We start from the raw sequence: 20,634 nt of genomic DNA, 5'->3' as shown, positions 1-20,634 counted from the left end.
CAGGATCAATTGCGTGAATGCCATCAGGCTACCTCACACAGGGCTGTCGGATCGATGCTCAATGCCAGACGCTGGCCGTCGGCGTGCAGATCATCGGCCGAGCGGTTGAGTACATCCACCACCAGATCCACGCCTCGGGCCTCGACTCGATAGCGGATCACGTTGCCCAGCAGGCTGTGGCTGCGTACCAGCGCATCCAGTGGGCCTTCCTTGCGCAGTTCGATGGCTTCCGGGCGGATGGCGATGCGGCCGCTGACCGGCCGCTGCAGCAGCTTGCTGGCGCTGTCGGCATCCAGCAGGTTGTAGTTGCCGATAAAGCCCGCGGCGAAGGCGTCCACCGGGGCGGTGTAGAGGGTTTCGGCATCGCCGCTCTGGACGATCCGGCCCTGGTTCATCAGGAAGATCCGGTCGGACATGGTCAGGGCTTCTTCCTGGTCGTGGGTGACGAAGATCGTCGTCAGGCCCAGTTCCCGCTGGATGTTGCGGATCTGTTCGCGCAAGTGCTTGCGGATCCGTGCATCCAGGGCCGACAGCGGTTCGTCCAGCAACAGCAGGCGCGGGCGGGTCACCAGGGAGCGGGCCAGGGCCACGCGCTGGCACTGGCCACCGGACAGCTGGTGCGGGTAGCGGCTGGCGAAGTCGTTGAGCTCCACCAGTTGCAAGGCTTCCTGGACCCGCTTGCGGCTGTCTTCGGCGCCGACCTTCTGCATGCGCAGGCCAAAGGCCACGTTCTGTTCCACGGTCATGTTGGGAAACAGCGCGTAGCTCTGGAACACCATGCCGATCCCGCGTTTCTGCGGGCTCAGGGGCACGATGTCCTGGCCGTCGAGGAGGATCTTGCCGCCGTCCACCGGGGTCAGGCCGGCGATGCAACGCAGCAGGGTCGACTTGCCGCAGCCGGAAGGGCCGAGCAGGGTGACGAACTCGCCCTTGCGGATTTCGCAATTGATGTCGCTGAACACTGTGGTGCCCGCATAGTTCTTTTGCAGGTGTTGGACGCTGACGAAGCTCATTGGCTTTTGTCCTTGTTCAAGATGTTGGCGGCCCAGGTCAGAAGCAGCACGAAGAAGAAGTAGGAAATCACCAGGGCGCTGGTGAAGTGGCCGCTGCTGTTACGCATGTTGTTCAGGTAGACCTGCAGGGTTTCATAGCGGGTGCCCACCAGGATGTTGGCGAACACGAACTCGCCGAACAGGAACGAGAAGGACAGCAGCAGCGCCACCATCAGGCCCTTGCGCAGGTTCGGCAGGACCACCAGGAAGGCCGCCTGCCAGGTACTGGCGCCCAGCAGTTGGGCCGCGTCCATCAGGTCCCGCAGGTTGATCGCCTGCAAGTTGTTGGTGATGGCCCGGTACATGAACGGCAATGCCACGGTGAAGTAGCAGCCGATGAGGATCCAGGGCGTGCCGACCATGGCGAAGGGCCCCGAACCATAGAGTTGCAGCAGGCCCACCGAGGACACCACCGGCGGCACCGCGAAGGGCAGCAGGATCAGGATGTTCATCAGCGCATCGAGCTTGGGGAAGTGGTAGTGCACCACGAACAGCAGCGGCAGGATCAGCACCACTGAAAGCACCAGCGCACCCACGCAGACCAGCAATGACTGGCCGAAGGCATTGAGAAAACGTGGGTCGCTCCACAGCTGCAGGTACCACTTGAAGGTGAAGCCGCTGGGCAGGATGGTCGCCGACCAGCTGCTGGCAATCGAGTAGACGAAGGTCCCCAGCAGCGGCAGCAGAAGGATGGCAAACAGCAGGTAGACCATCACTCGGTGGTAGAGCGCGGCGGAGCCGGGTTCAGCGCGAGACATGGTAGCTCCTCTTCAACAGCAGTTGATGGACGATGGTCACCAGGGTCATCAGCGCCACCAGCACCACGGCCAGGGCGCTGGCCATGTTCGGATCCAGGGAAATGTCCCCGGAGACCATGGCGGCGATGCGGATCGGCAGGACGTTGAAGTTGCCGGTGGTCAGCGCGTAGACCGTGGCGTAGGCGCCCAGGGCGTTGGCCAGCAGGATGACGAAGGTGCCCAGCAGCGCCGGGGTCAGCACCGGCAGGCCTATATGCCGCCAGAACTGCCAGCCGTTGGCCCCCAGCAAGGCGGCGGATTCACGCCAGTCCTCGCGCAGGGCGTCGAAGGCCGGGTAGAGCAGCAGCACGCCAAGGGGGATCTGGAAGTAGGTGTAGAGAATGATCAACCCGGTCTTGGAGTACAGGTTGAAGTCCTGAATGATCCCCGACTGCTTGAGCATGATGGTGATGGTGCCGTTGAAGCCCAGCAGGATGATGAAGGCGAAAGCCAGGGGCACCCCGGCGAAGTTGCTGGTCATGTTGGCGAAGGCATTGACGAAGTTGCGCAGGCGCGAATCCACCCGGCGCAGCGAGTAGCTGCCCAGCACCGCGATGATGATGCCGAACACGCTGGACCAGAAACTGATCTCCAGGCTGTACTGGATGGCCTGCAGGTAGAACTTCGAGCTGAAGATCCTGGTGAAGTTGGCCAGGCCCCAGCCGAACTCTTCCGATTGCAGGCTGTTGATCAGCACCCACACCAGGGGGGCAATCTGGAACACGATGAAGAACAGGGCGAAGGGCACCAGGCACAGGGCCGCCAGCCATTTGCCACGGGTGACTGAATTCACTTCAACAGCTCCCGGCAGAAAGGTTTGTCATGGGGCGCGCCCAGCAATTGGCAGACGGTGCCGCACAGTTCGGTCTGTTTCGGCGCGGCAGCGGGGTCGAGGCTGAAAGCGTCGCCGAGAACGAACAGCGGGACCTCTCGCTCCTCGGCCAGCAGGCCATTGTGCGAGCGGTCGTTGTTCATGCCGTGGTCGGCCGTCACCAGCACCTGGTAGCCGGCGTCGAGCCAGCCTTGCAGGTAGTCGGCGAGAATGATGTCCGCCGAGCGCGCGCTGTTGCGGTACTGCGAACTGTCCAGGCCGTGCTTGTGTCCGGCGTCGTCGATGTTCATCGGATGCACCAGCAGCAGGTTGGGCTGATGGCGCAGGCGCAGGTCCTCGGCGTCGGCGAACAGATGGGAATCGGGGTAATGATCGCTCCAGTAGAAGTGGCCGTACTGGATCGGCAGTTCAGGGTTTGCGGTGTGCCGGTCTTGCGGGGCGTTGAAGGGCGAACGGTTGTACAGCTCGCTGACCCAGTGATAGGCCGCGGCGGCAGTGCTCAGGCCGGCCTCGCGGGCGTAGTGGAACAGGCTGCGCTGGTTGGACAGGCGCGAGACCTGGTTGTGCACGATACCGCTGTCGATCGGCCGCACGCCGGTGAGTATGCATTCGTACAGCGGGCGGGAGAGGGCAGGTAGTTCGCATTGCAGTTTGTACAGGGCGGCGCGGCCAGCACCGACGTAGGCTTGCAGGTGCCCCATGGCGTGTCGGGCAACTTCGTGGTTGAGGCCGTCGAGCACCACAAGGATGACGTTGTGCTTCATGAGGTGGAGGGCTCCGGGATCGGGTGTGCAGGCGCCAGCTTGTCGGCGAGTGGCCTGTGTGCGCTTGTCTGTGCAGCGCCTTTGAGCCATTCGCCGGCAAGCCGGCTCCTACAGGGATGCAGCCTTACTGCATGTTGATGATCACTTCTTCCTGCCACTTCTGCGGCAGGCCCTTGGAGGTTTTCTCCCAGGCATCGGCGTCCTTGATCGGTGTTACGTGCTTGTACTGCTCGTTGGGCAGCAGGTTGGCCTGTACGTCCGCTGGCAGGGTCAGGTGCTCGGCACGGATCGGCCGCGCATTGCCGCGGGCCAGGTTGGTCTGGCCGGCGTCGCTGAAGATGTACTCGCGGGTCAGCTTGGCGGCGTTGGGATGCTTGGCGTACTTGTTGATGATGGTGGTGTAGCCGGAGATCACCGAGCCGTCCGACGGGATCAGCACGATGTAGTCGTCCTTGTTGACCATCTTGTTGCGGTAGCTTAGGCCGTTGAAGTCCCAGACCACGCCCACTTCCACTTCACCCTTTTCCATGGTGGCGATGGTCGGGTTGGCCAGGGACAGGCGCCCCTGCTTGGCGATCTCGGCGAACATCAGCAGCGCCGGCTGGATGTTCTTCTCGTCACCACCCTTGGCAATGGCGGCGGCCAGTACGCCGTTGGCGGCCTGGGCGGCGGTGCTCACGTCACCGATGGAAACCTTGTACTTGCCCTTTTCCAGGTCGGCCCAGCTCTTAGGCGCTTCGGAGCCGTGCAGCAGCTTCTTGTTGATGATGAAGGCGATGGTGCCGGTGTAGGCCAGTGCCCAGTTGCCGTCCTTGTCCTTGGCCCAGTCCGGGACCTGGGCCCAGGTGCTCGGCTTGTAAGGCTGGGCCACGCCCTGCTTGACCGCGATCGGGCCGAAGGCTGCGCCAACGTCGCCGATATCGGCGCTGGCATTGTCTTTCTCGGCGGCGAACTTGGCGATCTCCTGGGCCGAGCTCATGTCGGTGTCGATGTGCTTGAGGCCATAGGTCTTGGCCAGGTCTTCCCAGGTGCCTTTCCAGTTGGCCCAGTCATCGGGCATGCCGACGCTGTTGACCGCGCCTTCTGCTTTCGCAGCGGCTTCCAGGGTTTTCAAATCGTTATCAGCAGCCATGGCGGCGGTGCACAGGGCAATGGTCGAGCCTAACAGTGATGCCAGGAAAAGCTGTTTCATCCGAAGCTCCTTTGGGCGTGTTCAACGCTGCGTTTTATCGACAGTCTTGCAGTGGGTTGGTCTAGGTCAGCAATACCTGAGCCAATTTAGGCGGGTTGGATGACACTTTGATGTCGGTGCCAACGATCGACGCATGGATTGAGGCGCAGGTCCGAGGCTGCGAAATAAGCGTAGACCATGGCCAAACGCCCGCAGAACAAGGATCTGGCGGGTAATTTGCAAGTTGGTGACAGGCCCGCTGAGCGCCTTTGTCATCTGTCAGTCATATGCATTGCCTAGGCTTTGGGCGCGGATGCAGAGCACTGCCCCGGCCATTGCGCTGCCCTGAAACAGTGCTGGTCTAGTCCAGATAGGTAACGTTGATGCGTATTGATGCAACCAAAGCGGTGACAGCCATCGGCCAGGTCCTGCAGGAGCAGATCGCCCACGGGCTGTTGGCGCCCGGTAGCAAGCTGCCGGCCGAACGCAAGCTCAGCGAGCTATTTGCCACCACCCGCATCACTGTGCGTGAGGCCCTGCTGCAACTGGAGGCCCAGGGCCAGATCTACCGTGAAGAGCGGCGTGGCTGGTTTGTCTCGCCGCCGCGCCTGGCCTACAACCTGATGCAGCGCAGCCACTTCCACGCCATGGTCAGCGCCCAGGGGCGGGTGCCCTCCACCGAGGTGATTTCCGCGCGCCTGCAACCGGCATCGGCGGCGGTCTGCGCCTGGCTGCAATTGCCAGCACTGTCCAGCGTGATCCAGATCTGCCGCGCACGACGTATCGATGAGCGGCTGGTGCTGTATGTCGAGCACTACCTGAACCCCAAGTATTTTCCGAAGATTCTCGATCTGGACCTGAACCAGTCGATCACCGAACTCTATGCCCGGCATTACGACCTGCACTACGGACGGGTGCGCTTTGAAATCGTGCCCACCTCACTGCAGCCGGAAGCGGCGGCGGCCTTGAAGGTTTCGGTGGGCAGCCCGGGGCTGCGGATTGCCCGGGTGAACTATGACCAGCACGAGCGGCTGATCGATTGCGACCTGGAGTTCTGGCGCCATGACGCGATTCATGTCGGTGTTGACGTTCTTTAGGCGCCAGTGTCGTTCGCCGGCAAGCCGGCTTCTACAGGATCACTCCTTTTCCGCGCCGCCGCTTGCGGTGATCACCTGAATGCTCATGCGCGGCGTAGCCAGGTCCAGCCCGGCTTCGTCGAGGTGACGCTTGAGGGACAGGTTGAACGCCCGGGACACTTCCCACTGCTTGATCGGTGCGGTCTTGAAACGGGCCCGGAGGATGGCGCTGCCGGACTCGAAACTCTCCACCCCCTGGATTTCCAGCGGCGACCAGATATTGCGGCGCTGCAGGGGGTCGGTGCGCATCTTCTGGCCGACATCGCGCATCAGCTTGATTGCGTCGTCGATTTCCATGTTGTACGGGATCGCCACGCGGAAGATCGCGTAGCCGAACTCCCGGGAGTAGTTCTTGATGCTCTTGATTTCGCTGAACGGGATGGTGTGCACGATGCCGTCGATGTCCCGCAGGCGCACGGTACGGATAGTCAGGCCCTCGACGGTGCCCAGGTGGCCGCCGACATCGACGTAGTCGTCGATGGCCAGGGAGTCCTCGATGATGATGAACAGGCCGGTGATCAAGTCCGCCACCAGGGACTGGGCGCCGAAACCGATGGCCAGGCCGATGACACCGGCACCGGCCAGCAGCGGCGTGACGTTCATGCCCATGTTGGCCAGGGCGACGATGGTGGCAATGATGAAGATCGCCACGAACAGCACGTTGCGGATCAGCGGCATCATGGTTTGCGCGCGCGCGTTGGCCAGGCCCTTGCGCGAGCGGGTCAGGGCGTGATGCACCGCGGTGTCGCTGAGAATCCAGATCAGCCAGGCAAAGATCAGGGTGCCGCCGAGGCTGAACAGCTTGACGCTGACTTCATGGCCATCGCCTTCGGTGAAGCGGATCAGCGACATGCCCCAGACCCGCAGGCCGAGCTCGATGAATGCCAGCCAGACCGCCAGGTGAGCCAGGGTGTAGAAGAAGCTTTTCAGCCGCTCGGAGTACAGCGCATGGCGTTTGTGCCCGCGCTGGGGCTTGAGGGCATGGCGGCGTACCAGGCCGTTGATCACCATGCACAGCACCAGCAGTACCGTGCACAGCAACGACTGGCGCAGGGCGGTGCTGGTGTCGCCGGCGGAAACGAAGGTGGCGAACAGCGAGATACCTACCAGCACCAGGGCCGGCAGGTACCAGAAGGTGCCGATGATCTCGATGGTGTCGCTCAGGGCCCGGCGGGTCAGGCGCCGTGACAGTGGCTGATTGCGGATCAGGTGGGCGATGGGGCGGCGGAAACGCAGGATGAACACGCCGGTGGACAGCGCCGCCATGACATTGGCGAAGGTCGCCGCGGTATGGGCCAGGTGCTGGCCCAGGCTGGCCACCATGCGTGGGTCGCTCAGGGCCTCGCCAAAGGCGGCGAAGCTGCCGATCCACCACAGCGGGCGGAAGGCCTGGCGCCGCAGGATGTACAGGGCGCGATGGCGGTGCGGGCCATCGAGTACGGAGAACGCCACCACGCAGATCGCCGAGAAACAGGTGCCGACCACCAGGGCGTAGGCCAGGACCATGGCCAGGTCCTTGCCCAGGGAAGAGGGCAGGGAGTAGGTCATGTAGACCGTGATCAACAGGGCGATCAGCCAGGGGCCGAGCTTGCGCAGGGCAAAGCGCAGCAGGTCCCAGGTCTTGGGGTGCTGGGGCAGGTCTTCGGTCAGGCCGAAGCGCAGGCGCACCCGGTGGCTGAGCCAGATCAGCGCTGCTGCCAGCAGGCTCCAGACCATGAGGATCAGGGCAAAGGCAAAGATGATCGGCAGCCACTGGCTGGCTGGCAGCATCAGTGCCGAGAGTTCTTCCTTGGCCAGGTCGAACTCGTCGGACCAGCGGGTAACCGGGCTGTCGGCCCCGGAGAATTGCTTTTCCAGGTTCGACAGGGTGCCGCCGATCAGGCCCAGTACGCCTTCTTCTGGCGTGGGCTGGGCTTTTTTCGTGGCATCTCGCAGTTTTTTCAGGTCCGCCAGCAGCTTGGTCCGTTGCTGGTCGTTCTCCAGGGACTTGATCACCTCGTCCAGGGATTGCCCCAGGGGTTCCTCAGCCTGGGGCTGCGCCTTGGTCTGGTTGCCCAGCAAGCCAGGCAAGCCCACCGCCTGGGCGCTCCCCAGGGGCAGCAGGGTCAGCAGGCAGACGAGCACATAGCAGGGCAGGGCAAAAAGACGAGCGAACACTGGGCGGTCAACCTCGGGGAAAATGGATCGACCGAGTGTACGAGGCCGCCAAATTCAATGCGAGGGTGAGTGCTGCATTTATTCCGCGAGCTTGGCCAGGATCTTGTAGACCACGGTGCCGAGAATCAGCAGCATGCCGATCCACATGCTGAACACACCGAGGTTCTTGTCCCGGAAGTTGAAGCCGATGGCCAGCAGGATCATGCCCGTGAGAATGGGGATGAGCATGGAGTGGAACGAAGACATCGAGATCATGGCGACAGCCTTGTCAGGAGGAGTAACTGTAAGTCTAGGTCGCTTTGTCGCGGCCCGGGTTGATGTGCATCAGAAACAGGCGGGCGTGTGTCCACGCGCCCGCCCTCTGCCTCATGGCAGTTCGTGGCTAGCGTAGAAGGCGCTCAGCACTTTCACCAGATGAGCCAGGTCATGGCTGCCACAGAGCTCACGGATCGAGTGCATGGCGAAGGTCGGCAGGCCGATGTCCACAGTGCGTACCCCCAGATGGCTGGCGGTGATCGGGCCGATGGTCGAGCCGCAACCCATGTCGCTGCGCACCACGAAGCTCTGTACCGGCACTTCTTCGGCCATGCACAGGTGGCGGAAGAAGCCGGCGGTTTCGCTGTTGGTGGCGTAGCGCTGGTTGCTGTTGACCTTGATCACCGGGCCGGCATTGAGCTTCGGCCCGTGGTTGGCGTCGTGCTTGTCGGCATAGTTGGGGTGCACGCCGTGGGCGTTGTCTGCGGAGATCAACAGCGACTTCTGAATGGTCCGGACGAATTCGTCACCTTCGGGCAACAGGCGGCGCAGGGTCTGTTCGAGCATCGGGCCGTCGGCGCCGCAGGCCGAGCAGGAGCCGACTTCTTCGTGGTCGTTGCACACCAGCACGCAGGTTTCATCGCTGTCGGCGGTGAGCAGGGCCTGCAGCCCGGCGTAGCAGGACAGCAGGTTGTCCAGGCGTGCGCCGGCGATGAAGTCACCGTGCAGGCCTATCACCGCAGCGCTCTGGGTGTCGTAGAAGCTCAGTTCGTAGTCCAGCACCACGTCGGCGTTCAGACCATGCTCGCGGGCCAGTTGGTCGGTCAGCACCGCGCGGAAATCCACCCGCTCGTCACCGGCGAACTGGGCCAGGATCGGTGGTAGTTCGTTCTGCGCGTTGATTGCCCAGCCCTGGTTGGCTTCACGGTTGAGGTGAATGGCCAGGTTGGGAATGATCGCGATCGGTGCCTTGAAGTCGATCAGCTGGCTTTCCACCTTGCCGTCGCGGCGGAAGGTCACGCGGCCGGCCAGGGACAGGTCGCGGTCGAACCACGGAGCCAGCAATGCGCCGCCATAGACTTCGACGCCCAGTTGCCAGAAGCCCTGGCGTTGCAGTTCCGGCTGGGGCTTGACCCGCAGGCAGGGGCTGTCGGTGTGAGCGCCTACCAGGCGGATGCCGCCTTGCAGTGGCGAATGCCGGCCCAGTTTGAAGGCGACGATGGAGGAGTCGTTACGGGTGACGTAGTAGCGGCCGTTGGCTTCGGTGGTCCATGGCTCGCGCTCGTCGAGGCGCTGGTAACCCGCCGCTTCCAGGCGTTGAACGAGGCTGGCAGTGGCATGGAAAGGGGTAGGGGAGGCCTTGAGAAAGTCGATCAGGCCTTGGTTCAACTCTTCGCGCATAAGTAGCTCCAGACAGCAGTGGCGCGAGTTTAACGTATAGGAGTGCCTTGTAGGAGCCGGCTTGCCGGCGAACAAGGGCCGCTGGGGCGGCCTTTGCCCGCAAGCCGGCTTGGGCGGCGTGCGCTCAGAACGGCGCGGGGCAGTCGAAGCGCAGGCGCTCGCCGGTCTGGGGGTGGGTGAAGCTGAGCATGCTGGCGTGCAGGCACAGGCGGGGCCAGGCCGCCAGTGCTTGTGGATGGGCATAAAGGCCATCGCCCAGCAGCGGGTGGCCGATGGACAGCATGTGTACCCGCAACTGATGGGAGCGGCCGGTGATGGGGGTCAATTCGACCCGGCACCAATCGCCGCAGCGTTCCACGATGCGCCAGAAGGTCAGGGCATGCTTGCCGAATTCGTGGTCCACCACGTGCCGGGGCTTGGTGGGCGGGTCGTAGCGCAGGGGCAGGTCAATGCTGCCGCTGTCCAGTTCCGGCTGGCCCCAGCAGAGTGCGGTGTAGGCTTTTTCCGTTTCGCGGTCATGAAACTGTCGGGACAGTTCGCGATGAGTGTCTGCGTCCCGAGCCAGCAGAATGATCCCCGAGGTTTCCCAGTCCAGGCGGTGGACGATGCGGGCTTCCGGGTAGCCGTTTTCCTGCAGGCGGGTAATCAGGCAATCCTTGTTGTCGTCGGCGCGGCCGGGGACGGAGAGCAGCAGGGTGGGTTTGTTCACCACCAGGACGGCGGCGTCCTGATGCAGGATGTGGATATTCGACAACGGCATTGAAACAGCCTCGTAACAAACGCCAACGGCGGCTCGCCGACCTCGATGCAATGCATGAGGCCCGCGAGCCGCCGTGGCTCCCGTCGGATCAATCAGCGATCAGGCAGGGTGATATTGAGTTCCAGGATCGAGCAGCTGCCCTGGTTTTCCAGAGCGACGTGCACGTCGTCGGACCCGATATTGACGTACTTGCGGATCACTTCCACCAGTTCCTTCTGCAAGGCGGGCAAGTAATCAGGGGTGCTGCGCTGGCCGCGTTCATGCGCCACGATGATCTGTAGACGCTCTTTCGCTACCGACGCGGTGCTGACCTTTTTGCTGGCACGAAAGAAGTCAAAAAGATTCATTATCTACCTCCAAACAGGCGCTCGAAGAATCCCTTCTTCTCGACATCAAGGAACCGGTGCTCCACGGTTTTGCCCAGCAGGCGGTCAACCGCATCGCTGTAGGCCTGGCCAGCATCACTCTGGTCGTCGAGAATCACCGGCACGCCCTGGTTGGAAGCCTTGAGCACTGCCTGGGATTCCGGAATGACGCCGAGCAGGGTCACTGCCAGAATTTCTTTGACGTCTTCAACACCGAGCATTTCGCCATTGCTGACACGCTCCGGGTTGTAGCGGGTCAACAGCAGGTGTTCCTTGATCGCGTCCTCGCCCTTTTCGGCGCGACGGGATTTGCTGGCCAGCAGGCCGAGCATACGGTCGGAGTCACGCACCGAAGACACTTCAGGGTTGGTCACGACAATCGCTTCGTCGGCGAAGTACATGGCCAGGTGCGCGCCTTTCTCGATACCGGCCGGGGAGTCGCAGACCACGAACTCGAAGGTTTCCTTGAGTTCCATCAGGACCTTTTCCACGCCTTCCAGGGTCAGCGCGTCTTTGTCACGGGTCTGGCTGGCGGCCAGTACGTAGAGGTTTTCCAGGCGCTTGTCTTTGATCAGGGCTTGCTGCAGGTTGGCTTCGCCGTTGACCACGTTGACGAAGTCATACACCACGCGACGCTCGCAGCCCATGATCAGGTCGAGGTTACGCAGGCCGACGTCGAAGTCGACGATCACTGTTTTGTGGCCGCGCAGAGCGAGGCCGGTACCGATAGCGGCGCTGGTGGTGGTTTTACCCACACCACCCTTGCCGGATGTAACCACGAGAATCTTGGCCAAGGTGTTTCACCCCTAAGGAAAAAGGACTTTTAGCCCCTGAAAAACATCTCTTGAAAACTACTGCAGTCGGACAGCCTTGGCTGGAGCTCGGTCAGCGGCAGGGTTTATCGTCGATAAACACTGCTGATTGCCAATTTCCTACTTCGTTTGAGCCGTTTTCGCTACGTTTTAGAGATGCTTGGAAAATGCGGCAGTATCCGTTAAAGACGTGTGATGTTCAACACGTCACCCGACAGGCTGACCTGGACTCCGGAGCCCCACAGCGGGTCGCGTCGCAGGTCCTCGGAAACCTTGTACTGGCCTGCGATGGAGATCAGTTCAGCGCTCAATTGCTGACAGAAAATCCGCGCCTTGGTGTCACCCTTGACTCCGGCCAGGGCGCGACCGCGCATGGGGCCGTATACATGGATATTGCCATCGGCGAGAAGTTCCGCACCGGGGCTGACCGAGGACACCACCACCAGATCGCCACCCTGGGCATAGATCTGCTGCCCACCGCGTACGGGCGAGGTGATGATGCGAGTCGGTTTGATGGTGGGTTCCGGCGGTTTTTCCGGCTTCTTGATTTCACTTTCCGGTGGCTCCAGCGGCCGCTCCCGGGCGCCGGAAGGCGGAAGCACCGGCAGGTCGACGGCAATCGCCGCGGCAATGTCTTCGATGCGGCTGGCGCGGATCGCCAGGGTCCGCAGGCCGTGCTGGCGGCAGACGCGCATCAGCCCGGGCAGATCCACCGAGCCTTCGCCAGCAGGCAGCTTGTCCAGGGCCAGTACCAGCGGGGCGTTGCTGAAGAAGTTCGGCGCCTGGGCGACTTTCGCGGCCAGTTGGCGATCGAGGCCTTCGAGGTCGTTGCGGGCCAGTTCCAGCACGGTGATGGCGAGCATGCTGCCCTTTAACTGGAACACAGGATCTTGGTCTAGCGATTCGGTTTGGCTCATGGTCTGCAGAAGGCGGCTTGTCACTAAAAGTGCCGAGACTTATAACGAGATCGCCCGCGCCCCGCAAGCCAGGTCGAACCGATGTAGAATGCGCGACCTTGTTGTCTGTCCCGGAATCTGTAATGGATCGCCCGCGTTTTCGAGCTGCATTCTTGTCTCCACGTTTCTGGCCGCTGTGGCTGGGGCTTGGTGTGTTATGGCTGATCGTCCAGTTGCCCTATGCCGCACTGCTGCACATCGGTCGCGCCCTCGGGGCGCTGATGTACCGGGTGGCCGGTGAGCGCCGGCGGATTGCCAAGCGCAACCTGGAACTGTGTTTCCCGGAAAAGTCCGCCGCGGAACGCAAACGCCTGCTCAAGGAGAACTTCGCCTCCACCGGGATCGCCTTCTTCGAGATGGCCATGAGCTGGTGGTGGTCCAAGCCGCGGCTGGCTCGGCTGGCCCATGTCGAAGGGCTGGACTACCTCAAGCAAGCCCAGCGCGACGGTCATGGGGTGATTCTCATGGCCCTGCACTTCACCACCCTGGAGATCGGCGCGGCGCTGCTGGGCCAGCAACACACCATCGATGGCATGTACCGCGAACACAAGAACCCACTGTTCGACTTCATCCAGCGCCGCGGGCGCGAGCGCCACAACCTCGATTCCCTGGCGGTGGAGCGCGACGACGTGCGCGGCATGCTCAAGCTGCTGCGGTCCGGACGGGCGATCTGGTATGCGCCGGACCAGGACTATGGCGCCAAGCAGAGCGTTTTCGTGCCGCTGTTCGGTATCCAGGCCGCGACGGTCACCGCTACCAGCAAGTTCGCCCGCCTGGGCAAGGCGCTGGTGGTGCCTTTCACCCAGGAACGCCTGGCCGATGGCAGTGGGTACCGTCTGGTGATCCATGCCCCCCTGACGGATTTTCCCGGCGCCACCGAAGAGGAGGATTGCCTGCGGATCAATCAGTGGGTGGAAACCGCCTTGCGCGCCTGCCCCGAGCAGTACCTCTGGGCTCACCGTCGCTTCAAGAGCCGGCCGCCAGGCGAGCCCAAGCTCTATAAGAAGCGCGGTTGACCCTCTGGCCTTGATGAGCGGCCCTGGTACGCCATGGATGGAGTGAAGCAATGAGTGCTGGACCGGTAACAGGTTTGATTCTTTCCGGCGGTGGTGCCCGGGCCGCTTATCAAGTCGGCGTGCTGGCGGCGATTGCCGAGTTGCTGGGCCCGGGGGCGCGCAACCCGTTCCCGGTGATCGTCGGCACTTCAGCGGGGGCCATCAATGCCGTCAGCCTGGCCAGTGGCGCCGCGGACTTTTCTGCGGCGATCCAGCGCCTCACGGCGTTCTGGCGCAACTTTCGCAGTGATCAGGTAATGCGCAGCGACTGGCCCGGGGTCATTCGCCAGGCCAGCCGCTTTGTCGGCCACAGCCTGCTGGGGCTGGGTGCCCAGGTGCCGGTGGCGCTGATCAACAACTCGCCGCTGCGCGAGCTGCTCAACGAACACATGCACCTGTCGGGCATCAACGACGCGATTGCCCAGGGCCAATTGCACGCTGTGGCGGTAACCGCGTTCGGCTACGAATCCGGCCAGGCGGTGACCTTCTATCAAGGGGGCGGGGTGATCGATCCCTGGTTGCGGCATCGACGGATCGGCATTCCCACCCATCTGACGGTGGACCACTTGCTGGCCAGTTCGGCGATCCCCTTGCTGTTCGCGCCGGTGAAGCTCGACCAGGAGTATTTCGGCGATGGGGCGGTGCGCCAGTCGGCGCCCATCAGCCCGGCCCTGCACCTGGGGGCCAGCCGTGTGCTGGTGGTGGGCGTCAGCGGCAACCCGCGGGGCAACGATCCGGAGAGTGCCGGGCAGCGGACCTATACCGGTCAGGAGCCGACCCTGGCGCAGATTGGCGGGCACATGCTCAACAGCACCTTCATTGACAGCCTGGAAAGCGATATCGAATTGCTGGAACGGCTCAATCACTTCAGCCGGTTGCTGCCCGGCAGTGCGGCCGACCGCGCCCTGGGCATTGCTCCAGTGGAAGTGCTGGTGATTGCCCCCAGCCAGCCCATCGACGAGATTGCCGCTCGTCATCGGCATGAGCTGCCGGCAGCGTTGCGTGTATTCCTGCGTGGGCCCGGGGCGACCCGCACCAGCGGCGCAGGGGTCTTGAGCTATCTGCTGTTTGAAGCGGCCTACTGCAACGAGCTGATCGAGCTGGGACGCAGTGACGCCCTGGCCAAGCGCGAGGAGCTGGCGCGCTTCCTTGGGCTGGCGCGCGCGCCACGGGCCTGAATCCGCTTGGGAGCATGCACGCGCCTGCGTGCGGAACAATGCGCGCAGCCCTTCCTGCTCTCTATTGCCGGCGCTGCCGAGGGCCGGTGCAGTCTTTTGAGATCAATCTGATTACAAAGGTTCGGGATCGCTTGGATGATGGTGGTGATCAATGTCGATCATCATCGCGGTTCCTCCTGCCTTCTACGGCCATTTGCTGTCAATTGTGGACATTGTCTTGAGGAGCCTGCGACGCAAATGTGGTAGGTAGTCTCATGCAACGATTGGTCCGCTCGACGCTGTCGGGCCTTTTTACGATGTCCCTCGTGGCTGTGTCGATCCAGACGCGAGCTGCTGAGTACGGCCAGATTGATCTCTCCAATCCGGCTGGCGGTGATTCGATGAGCCTGCATCCGGGCGACTCCGTGATCTATGACGGCCCGGGGGCGGCGATCAACATCTCGGCCAAGGGCAATAACCTGAATGCCGAAGGGGTTGATATCCAGGCCGGTTCCCCGGTCGGCAGCTTCACGGTCGGGGTCAGCGCCAGCGATGGTGGACACGTGACTCTGGTGGATAGCCAGGTACTGAGCCACCGCACTTACGCGCTCGAGGCCCGTGGTCCTGGCAGTGAAATCGTCGCCACCGGCACCTCGCTCACTTCCCGGCAGTCATTTGGTGCGTACGCGTATGGTGGTGGCCGTATCACGCTTGACGGTGGCAGCATTACCACCCTCGGCACCTATGGCCATGGCGTGGTCGCCTCGGGTGCGGGAACGGCTCTGGACGCTCGTAACCTGAGCATCTCTACCAGTAATGCCAGCGGATATGGCGCCGAGGTGTCCCAGCGCGCGTCAATGACGCTGGAGGCGGTCACCATCAATACGGCGGGCGAGGACGCTTCGGTTCTGGATGTCAGGGGGGCGGGTTCAAGCCTGGCCTTCATCGACAGCCATGGCACTTCTGCCAGCTACTCCGGCGCCCGACTTTATGGTGGCAAATTCTCGATGCTTGGCGGCAGCCTCACCGCCCACGAGGACGCAGTATTTCTGGGGTACGACTTCGACGGCGTTGGCTCGTCAGCCGATATTCGCGATGCAACGCTGAGCTCCAGCAATGGCTATGGGCTCAACCTCAATGGCGACGCCGCCAGCGCCACGTTGAATAACGTCCGCATCAGCTCCTCTGGAGCTCAAGCAGGCGGAATATGGATGTTCATGCCCGAGACGAAGCTGGTGGCCGATCGCTTCAGCATCGACACCTACGGCGCCCAGTTTGCCCACGGGCTGGATAACCGGGCCGGCCAGGCGACGCTGAGCAACGGCAGCATCACCACTCATGGTGCGAATTCGCTGGGTTTGTACCTGTACAACCAGTTCGACAGCGACGCCAGCATTGAGGCGAGCAATATCAGGATCGAAACATTCGGCGCCGGATCCTTCGGCGCCCTGGCACAAACTACGGGGGCCGACCTGCGCCTGGCACAGTCTGAGGTCGTCACCCATGGGCAAGCGGCCCATGGTCTGTTCGTGCGGGCGGACGATGCGCGTCTGGCCGCCAGTAGCTCCGAGGTCATCACCAACGGCAACGGTGCGTCCGCCCTGGCACTGGGCAATGGTGCGGTGGCAACTTTGGAGAACTCCCGGCTGGCCACTCACGGGGACCTGGCGTCTGGCGTCTGGAGTTATGTCAACAGCGGGACGGCGAGCAATAGCCTTTCGCTGACCGGCAGTCAGATCAGTACCCAGGATGGCGCAGGCTTGCTGGCCAGTGGCGGCGATCATCAGTTCACCCTGATGAACTCGAGCATTGTTGCGCGTGCCGATGGGCAGGAGGCCCAGGGCATCTTTCTGCAGACCCGCCAGGCAATGTTGAACAATGTTCCCGTCGATACCGGCCAGGTCAGTGTCGAGGCCAGCGGCTCGACGCTGGTGGGCGATGTCCTTGCCCAGAACGGCAGTGTGGACCTGAGCCTCAGCGCCGGCTCGGAATTGACGGGGGCTCTGCGGGCCGAGAGCGGAGGGCGGATCAACAGCCTGCTGCTCGATGACAGCAGCCGCTGGAACATACGCAGTGACTCGACACTGGGCACCTTGACCAACAACGGTACGCTGGTGTTCGGCGCAGCCGGTTTCCAGACCCTGACCGTTAACGACTACATCGGTAATGGCACGATGGTATTCAACACCCACCTGGGCGGAGACACGTCCCCCAGCGACCGGCTGGTCATCGATGGTGGAACGGCCAGTGGCCGAACCGCAGTGCGAGTGCTCAACGCTGGCGGTAAGGGGGGGCTGACGCAGGAAGGGATCCCCCTGGTGCAGGCGATCAATGGCGGAACCATCGCAGCCGACGCCTTCTACCTGGACACGGGCTCCAGCGGTTATCGTTGGAGCGTCGGCAGCCTTTCGATCAATGGCTATGAGTACAGCCTGGTGCAAGGTGGCATCTCGGGCAACACGAATGACTGGTACCTGACCTCAGAAGCCAGCCAGGTGGCACCGGAAGGCGGGGCATATATCGGCACCCAGCAGGCCACCAGGACAATGTTCGACCATGGCCTGCAGGACCGTGCAAGCAAACGCAGCCTGGGGGCCGACCGCCAGGTTTCGGGACTCTGGATGCGGGCCCAGGGGCGGCATGACAAGGGCATGCGCATGGCCGAAGGCAAGGTCGATATCGATTCCAGCAGCGATGTGGTGCAGATGGGCGGGGCGTTGCTGCGCCGGCCGGTGGGCGCGCAAGGCGCGCTCTATGCCGGGCTCATGGCGGGCTATGGCGACGCGCGCATCGACTCGACCTCCACATTGATGCGCCGCGACACCAATACTGCTGTTCAAGCGAAGGCCCATGGCAAGGTCTCGGGTTATTCGGCGGGCGTGTATGGCACTTTCTATGCGGATGACGTGAACCGGCTGGGCGCCTATGTCGACACCTGGTTGCAGTACGGTCGCTATACCAACCGGCTGAGCAGTGAACTGGGGTCCGCCGATTATGATTCGAACCTATGGTCGGCCTCCCTGGAGTCCGGCTATGCATTGGCGCCATTTGCCGCTGATTCTCCCTTCCGGGCCTGGGTGGTGGAGCCTCGCGGGCAGCTGATCTATAGCCGTTATACCGCCAGGGCCGCAGACTTGCAGGATACGCGGTTGCGCAATGGCACTGCCGATGCCTGGCGCTCCAGTATTGGCGTGCGGCTCTACCAGCAGCCTGGTCAGGCAGCCGATGAATCGGTGCTGCGACCCTTTGTCGAAACCAACTGGCTGCATAGCGAGGCGGTGCCGTCGGTACGGATGGGGAGTAACAGCTTCGATGCCAGGCCATCGCGGGATGCTCTGGAGTTGAAGGTAGGAGCCCAGTTGCGGGTCGCTCGGGATGTGGAGCTATCCAGTCATCTATTCGGCCATTCGGGAAGCGCCAGCGAGTACGGTTACGGCGGGCAGTTGAACCTGAGCTACAGCTGGTAGTGCTTGCAGGTCTTGTGGCAAACCCAGCGAGGACGGCCTCCAGCTCAAGGAGGCCATCCTGGGGGCGGTCCGTTGTTCAACGATGCAGATAATCCCTGATGAACTGTCGGATCACGCTGGCAAAGTCCGGGTCCGCGGTGAAGCCCAGTTGGTTTGCATAAGGTGTGCTGAACGCTCCCGGCCAAGAGCCGACGATGCGCTCGATGGCTGCATCCGGCCGCAATTGAACCTGCCGGGCCACTGCGTCACCGGCCACCTCGCGCAGCGCATCGATCATCTGCTCCACTGTCTGTGACAAACCGGGCATGTTGATCACTCGGCCCTGGTTCAAGCGCTCGGCGGCCAGCTCATGACCGTGAACCAGGTTGGCAATGGCCTGTGCCGGTGACATCAGCCATAGCCGGGTGTTCAAGGGCACCGGGCAGACACTGGCCTGACCGTTGAGGGGCTCACGGATGATGCCGCTGGCAAAGCTTGATGCCGCCAGATTGGGCTTGCCGGGGCGCACGACGATGGTGGGCATGCGCAGGCTGCGGCCATCGACGAAGCCGCGACGGCTATAGTCGGCCAGCAGCAGGTCGTTCATGGCTTTCTGGGTGCCATAGGAACTCTGGGGTGACCAGACTTGATCATCGCCGACGGTGTCCGGCAGTTGCCCACCGAAGACGGCCACCGAGCTGGTCATCACCCACTTCGGGCAAGTACCCAACTGTCGCGCGCGTTCCAGCAGTCCCTGGGTGGCGCTGAAGTTGACGCGCATGCCCAGATCGAAATCGCTTTCTGCCTGGCTGGAGACCACTGCGGCCAGGTGAAAGATGCCCTGGGTGTTGGCGTCGATCAGGTTCGCCAGGACCTGGGGATCGGTGATATCCCCACCCTTGACCTGGACCCGAGGGTCGTCGAGGCCTTGCACGGGGTCGCGGTCGAACGCGGTAATCCGTTGAATGGGGTGCAACTGGCCGTGACGGTCGGTGAGTGAGCCGCGCTCGAGCAGGGCCTGGATCAGGCGGCGTCCGAGAAACCCGGCGGCGCCGGTGACAAGAATATTCATGAGTAACTCCAACTATCAGCGATTGACCAGTTTTCCGGGGATCTTGAAGACCAGCAGGGCTCCGACGAACAGCGCACTGGCCATCACGTACATGCCGATGGTGGTGCTCTGGGTCAGGTCCTTGAGAAAGCCCATCAGGTAGGGTGAAACGAACCCGGCGAGGTTGCCCCAGGAGTTGATCAGGGCAATCCCGGCTGCCGCTGCGGTGCCGCCGAGAAAGGCAGTGGGCAGGCTCCAGAACAGTGGCAGGGTGCTGAAGGCGCCCATGGCCCCCAGGGTCAGGCCGATCATCGACACTGTGAAGTTGTCGCTCCAGGTGGCGGAAATCATCAGCCCCACCCCACCCAGCACCGCGGTCAGCGCCAGGTGCCAGCGACGTTCGCGCAGGCGGTCGGCACTGCGGGATATCAGCACCATGGTCAGCGCCGCTGCGGCATAGGGAATCGCGGTGAGCATGCCGACCTGGAAGACGTCGCTGACGCCTGCCTGGCGAATCAAGGAGGGCAGCCAGAAACCGACGGTGTAGAAGCCGGCGATCATGCAGAAGTAGATGGCGGTCAGCAGCCAGATCCGCGGCTGCCCGAACACTTGGCGCACGCTGTGTACCTGGTGGCCGTCGGTTTCGGCCTCGATCCTGCTCTGCAGCAGGGTCTTCTGTTCCCGGGTCAGCCAGCCGGCGTCGGCGATCCGGTCGCTGAGGCAGTAGATCACCAGGCCGCCCACCAGAATCGAGGGCAGGCCTTCGAGAAAGAACATCCACTGCCAGCCGGCGAATCCGTGATGGCCATTGAGGGCGCTCATGATCCACCCGGATAGCGGTGCGCCGATCAGCCCCGAAAGCGGCACGGCGGTAGCGAACAGTGCGTACATCTTGCCGCGGCGGTTGGAGGGGAACCAGTACGACAGGTAGAGGATCACCCCCGGGTAGAACCCGGCCTCGGCGATGCCCAGCAGAAAGCGCATGACATAGAAGGAAGTGGGGGTGCTGACGAAGGCCATGCACGAGGAAATGAGGCCCCAGCTGATCATGATGCGCGCGATCCACAGCCGCGCGCCGACTCGATGCAGGATCAGGTTGCTGGGAATCTCCACCAGAAAGTAGGCAATGAAGAAGATCCCGGCGCCCAGGCCATAGACCGCTTCGGAAAACTGCAGGTCTTCGGACATCTGCAGCTTGGCGAAGCCGACGTTGACCCGGTCCAGATAGGCCACCAGGTAGCACAGCAACAGTAGCGGCAGGATGCGCCAGGCGACTTTACGGTAGGCCAGGTCCTCGAAGGAGGCGGTGACCGGGGCCGAGGCGGTTTGCGACAGTGATTCAGGCATGTCTTTACCCATCCTTGTTTCTTGTATTTGGGTGATTTTGTTTTTATCGGACTTGCTGACATGGCTTAGATAACATAATACATCATACGAATTCAATGGCGGGCTTCGGGCAGGACGGCG

General features: G+C 62.6%; 18 protein-coding genes. 4 read left to right on the top strand and 14 right to left on the bottom strand.

Annotated elements, in window-relative coordinates; all coding sequences use genetic code 11:
- Nucleotides 1-23: 23 nt before the first annotated feature.
- The 5 genes from AC1RMG_RS13545 to AC1RMG_RS13525 form a co-directional block, all read right to left on the bottom strand.
- Complete coding sequence (locus AC1RMG_RS13545; RefSeq protein WP_220223109.1) at nucleotides 24-1,013, bottom strand: ABC transporter ATP-binding protein; 990 nt, start codon at nucleotides 1,011-1,013, stop codon at nucleotides 24-26.
- Complete coding sequence (locus AC1RMG_RS13540; protein ID WP_011062659.1) at nucleotides 1,010-1,810, bottom strand: ABC transporter permease; 801 nt, start codon at nucleotides 1,808-1,810, stop codon at nucleotides 1,010-1,012. The genes AC1RMG_RS13545 and AC1RMG_RS13540 overlap by 4 nt, the downstream gene beginning before the upstream one ends.
- Nucleotides 1,797-2,642, bottom strand: coding sequence for an ABC transporter permease (locus tag AC1RMG_RS13535; protein WP_011062658.1), 846 nt, complete (start codon nucleotides 2,640-2,642; stop codon nucleotides 1,797-1,799). The genes AC1RMG_RS13540 and AC1RMG_RS13535 overlap by 14 nt, the downstream gene beginning before the upstream one ends.
- On the bottom strand, nucleotides 2,639-3,445 hold the full coding sequence (locus tag AC1RMG_RS13530) for an alkaline phosphatase family protein (protein ID WP_011062657.1): 807 nt from the start codon (nucleotides 3,443-3,445) through the stop codon (nucleotides 2,639-2,641). Before AC1RMG_RS13530 ends, AC1RMG_RS13535 begins: the two co-directional genes overlap by 4 nt.
- A gap of 124 nt (nucleotides 3,446-3,569) precedes the next feature.
- Nucleotides 3,570-4,637, bottom strand: coding sequence for an ABC transporter substrate-binding protein (locus AC1RMG_RS13525; RefSeq protein ID WP_015636612.1), 1,068 nt, complete (start codon nucleotides 4,635-4,637; stop codon nucleotides 3,570-3,572).
- 362 nt (nucleotides 4,638-4,999) lie between these two features.
- On the opposite strand from AC1RMG_RS13525, the gene AC1RMG_RS13520 reads away from it, so the two are divergent.
- The gene (locus AC1RMG_RS13520; RefSeq protein ID WP_011062655.1) at nucleotides 5,000-5,713 is read left to right on the top strand and encodes a UTRA domain-containing protein; all 714 of its coding nucleotides are present in this window, start codon (nucleotides 5,000-5,002) and stop codon (nucleotides 5,711-5,713) included.
- A gap of 39 nt (nucleotides 5,714-5,752) precedes the next feature.
- On the opposite strand, the gene AC1RMG_RS13515 is transcribed toward AC1RMG_RS13520, so the two are convergent.
- From AC1RMG_RS13515 to minC, 7 genes are all read right to left on the bottom strand, one after another.
- Nucleotides 5,753-7,909, bottom strand: coding sequence for a mechanosensitive ion channel family protein (locus tag AC1RMG_RS13515; protein ID WP_493169412.1), 2,157 nt, complete (start codon nucleotides 7,907-7,909; stop codon nucleotides 5,753-5,755).
- 78 nt (nucleotides 7,910-7,987) lie between these two features.
- Complete coding sequence (locus tag AC1RMG_RS13510; RefSeq protein WP_011062653.1) at nucleotides 7,988-8,164, bottom strand: hypothetical protein; 177 nt, start codon at nucleotides 8,162-8,164, stop codon at nucleotides 7,988-7,990.
- A 111-nt stretch (nucleotides 8,165-8,275) separates the two neighbouring features.
- The gene (locus tag AC1RMG_RS13505) at nucleotides 8,276-9,565 is read right to left on the bottom strand and encodes a M18 family aminopeptidase (protein ID WP_041119454.1); all 1,290 of its coding nucleotides are present in this window, start codon (nucleotides 9,563-9,565) and stop codon (nucleotides 8,276-8,278) included.
- Between the two features lie 124 nt (nucleotides 9,566-9,689).
- A complete protein-coding gene (locus tag AC1RMG_RS13500) occupies nucleotides 9,690-10,325 on the bottom strand; it encodes an RluA family pseudouridine synthase (protein ID WP_493169410.1) in 636 nt (211 codons plus the stop codon).
- 92 nt (nucleotides 10,326-10,417) lie between these two features.
- Nucleotides 10,418-10,672, bottom strand: a complete 255-nt coding sequence (gene minE, locus AC1RMG_RS13495; protein WP_007898843.1) for a cell division topological specificity factor MinE — start codon at nucleotides 10,670-10,672, stop codon at nucleotides 10,418-10,420.
- The gene (gene minD / locus AC1RMG_RS13490; RefSeq protein ID WP_011062650.1) at nucleotides 10,672-11,484 is read right to left on the bottom strand and encodes a septum site-determining protein MinD; all 813 of its coding nucleotides are present in this window, start codon (nucleotides 11,482-11,484) and stop codon (nucleotides 10,672-10,674) included. Before minD ends, minE begins: the two co-directional genes overlap by 1 nt.
- Nucleotides 11,485-11,684: 200 nt before the next feature.
- Entirely contained in the window at nucleotides 11,685-12,419 is a 735-nt protein-coding gene (gene minC / locus AC1RMG_RS13485) for a septum site-determining protein MinC (protein ID WP_011062649.1), read from the bottom strand.
- A 122-nt stretch (nucleotides 12,420-12,541) separates the two neighbouring features.
- On the opposite strand from minC, the gene AC1RMG_RS13480 reads away from it, so the two are divergent.
- From AC1RMG_RS13480 to AC1RMG_RS13470, 3 genes are all read left to right on the top strand, one after another.
- Nucleotides 12,542-13,474 carry a lipid A biosynthesis lauroyl acyltransferase gene (locus tag AC1RMG_RS13480; protein ID WP_015636608.1) on the top strand — a complete coding sequence of 311 codons (933 nt, stop codon included), beginning with the start codon at nucleotides 12,542-12,544 and terminating at the stop codon, nucleotides 13,472-13,474.
- Nucleotides 13,475-13,524: 50 nt separating this feature from the next.
- Nucleotides 13,525-14,691 carry a patatin-like phospholipase family protein gene (locus AC1RMG_RS13475; protein ID WP_011062647.1) on the top strand — a complete coding sequence of 389 codons (1,167 nt, stop codon included), beginning with the start codon at nucleotides 13,525-13,527 and terminating at the stop codon, nucleotides 14,689-14,691.
- 254 nt (nucleotides 14,692-14,945) lie between these two features.
- Complete coding sequence (locus AC1RMG_RS13470; protein WP_493169408.1) at nucleotides 14,946-18,137, top strand: autotransporter family protein; 3,192 nt, start codon at nucleotides 14,946-14,948, stop codon at nucleotides 18,135-18,137.
- A 76-nt stretch (nucleotides 18,138-18,213) separates the two neighbouring features.
- On the opposite strand, the gene denD is transcribed toward AC1RMG_RS13470, so the two are convergent.
- Together denD and AC1RMG_RS13460 are read right to left on the bottom strand one after the other, a co-directional pair.
- Nucleotides 18,214-19,188: a D-erythronate dehydrogenase gene (gene denD, locus AC1RMG_RS13465; protein ID WP_011062645.1), complete on the bottom strand. Its 975-nt coding sequence runs from the start codon at nucleotides 19,186-19,188 to the stop codon at nucleotides 18,214-18,216.
- Nucleotides 19,189-19,203: 15 nt separating this feature from the next.
- Nucleotides 19,204-20,514, bottom strand: a complete 1,311-nt coding sequence (locus AC1RMG_RS13460) for an MFS transporter (protein WP_011062644.1) — start codon at nucleotides 20,512-20,514, stop codon at nucleotides 19,204-19,206.
- Nucleotides 20,515-20,634: the final 120 nt, after the last annotated feature.

It is taken from the genome of Pseudomonas sp. GW822-FHT04H02, assembly GCF_058800645.1.
This window is presented reverse-complemented; position numbering and strand designations above follow the sequence as displayed.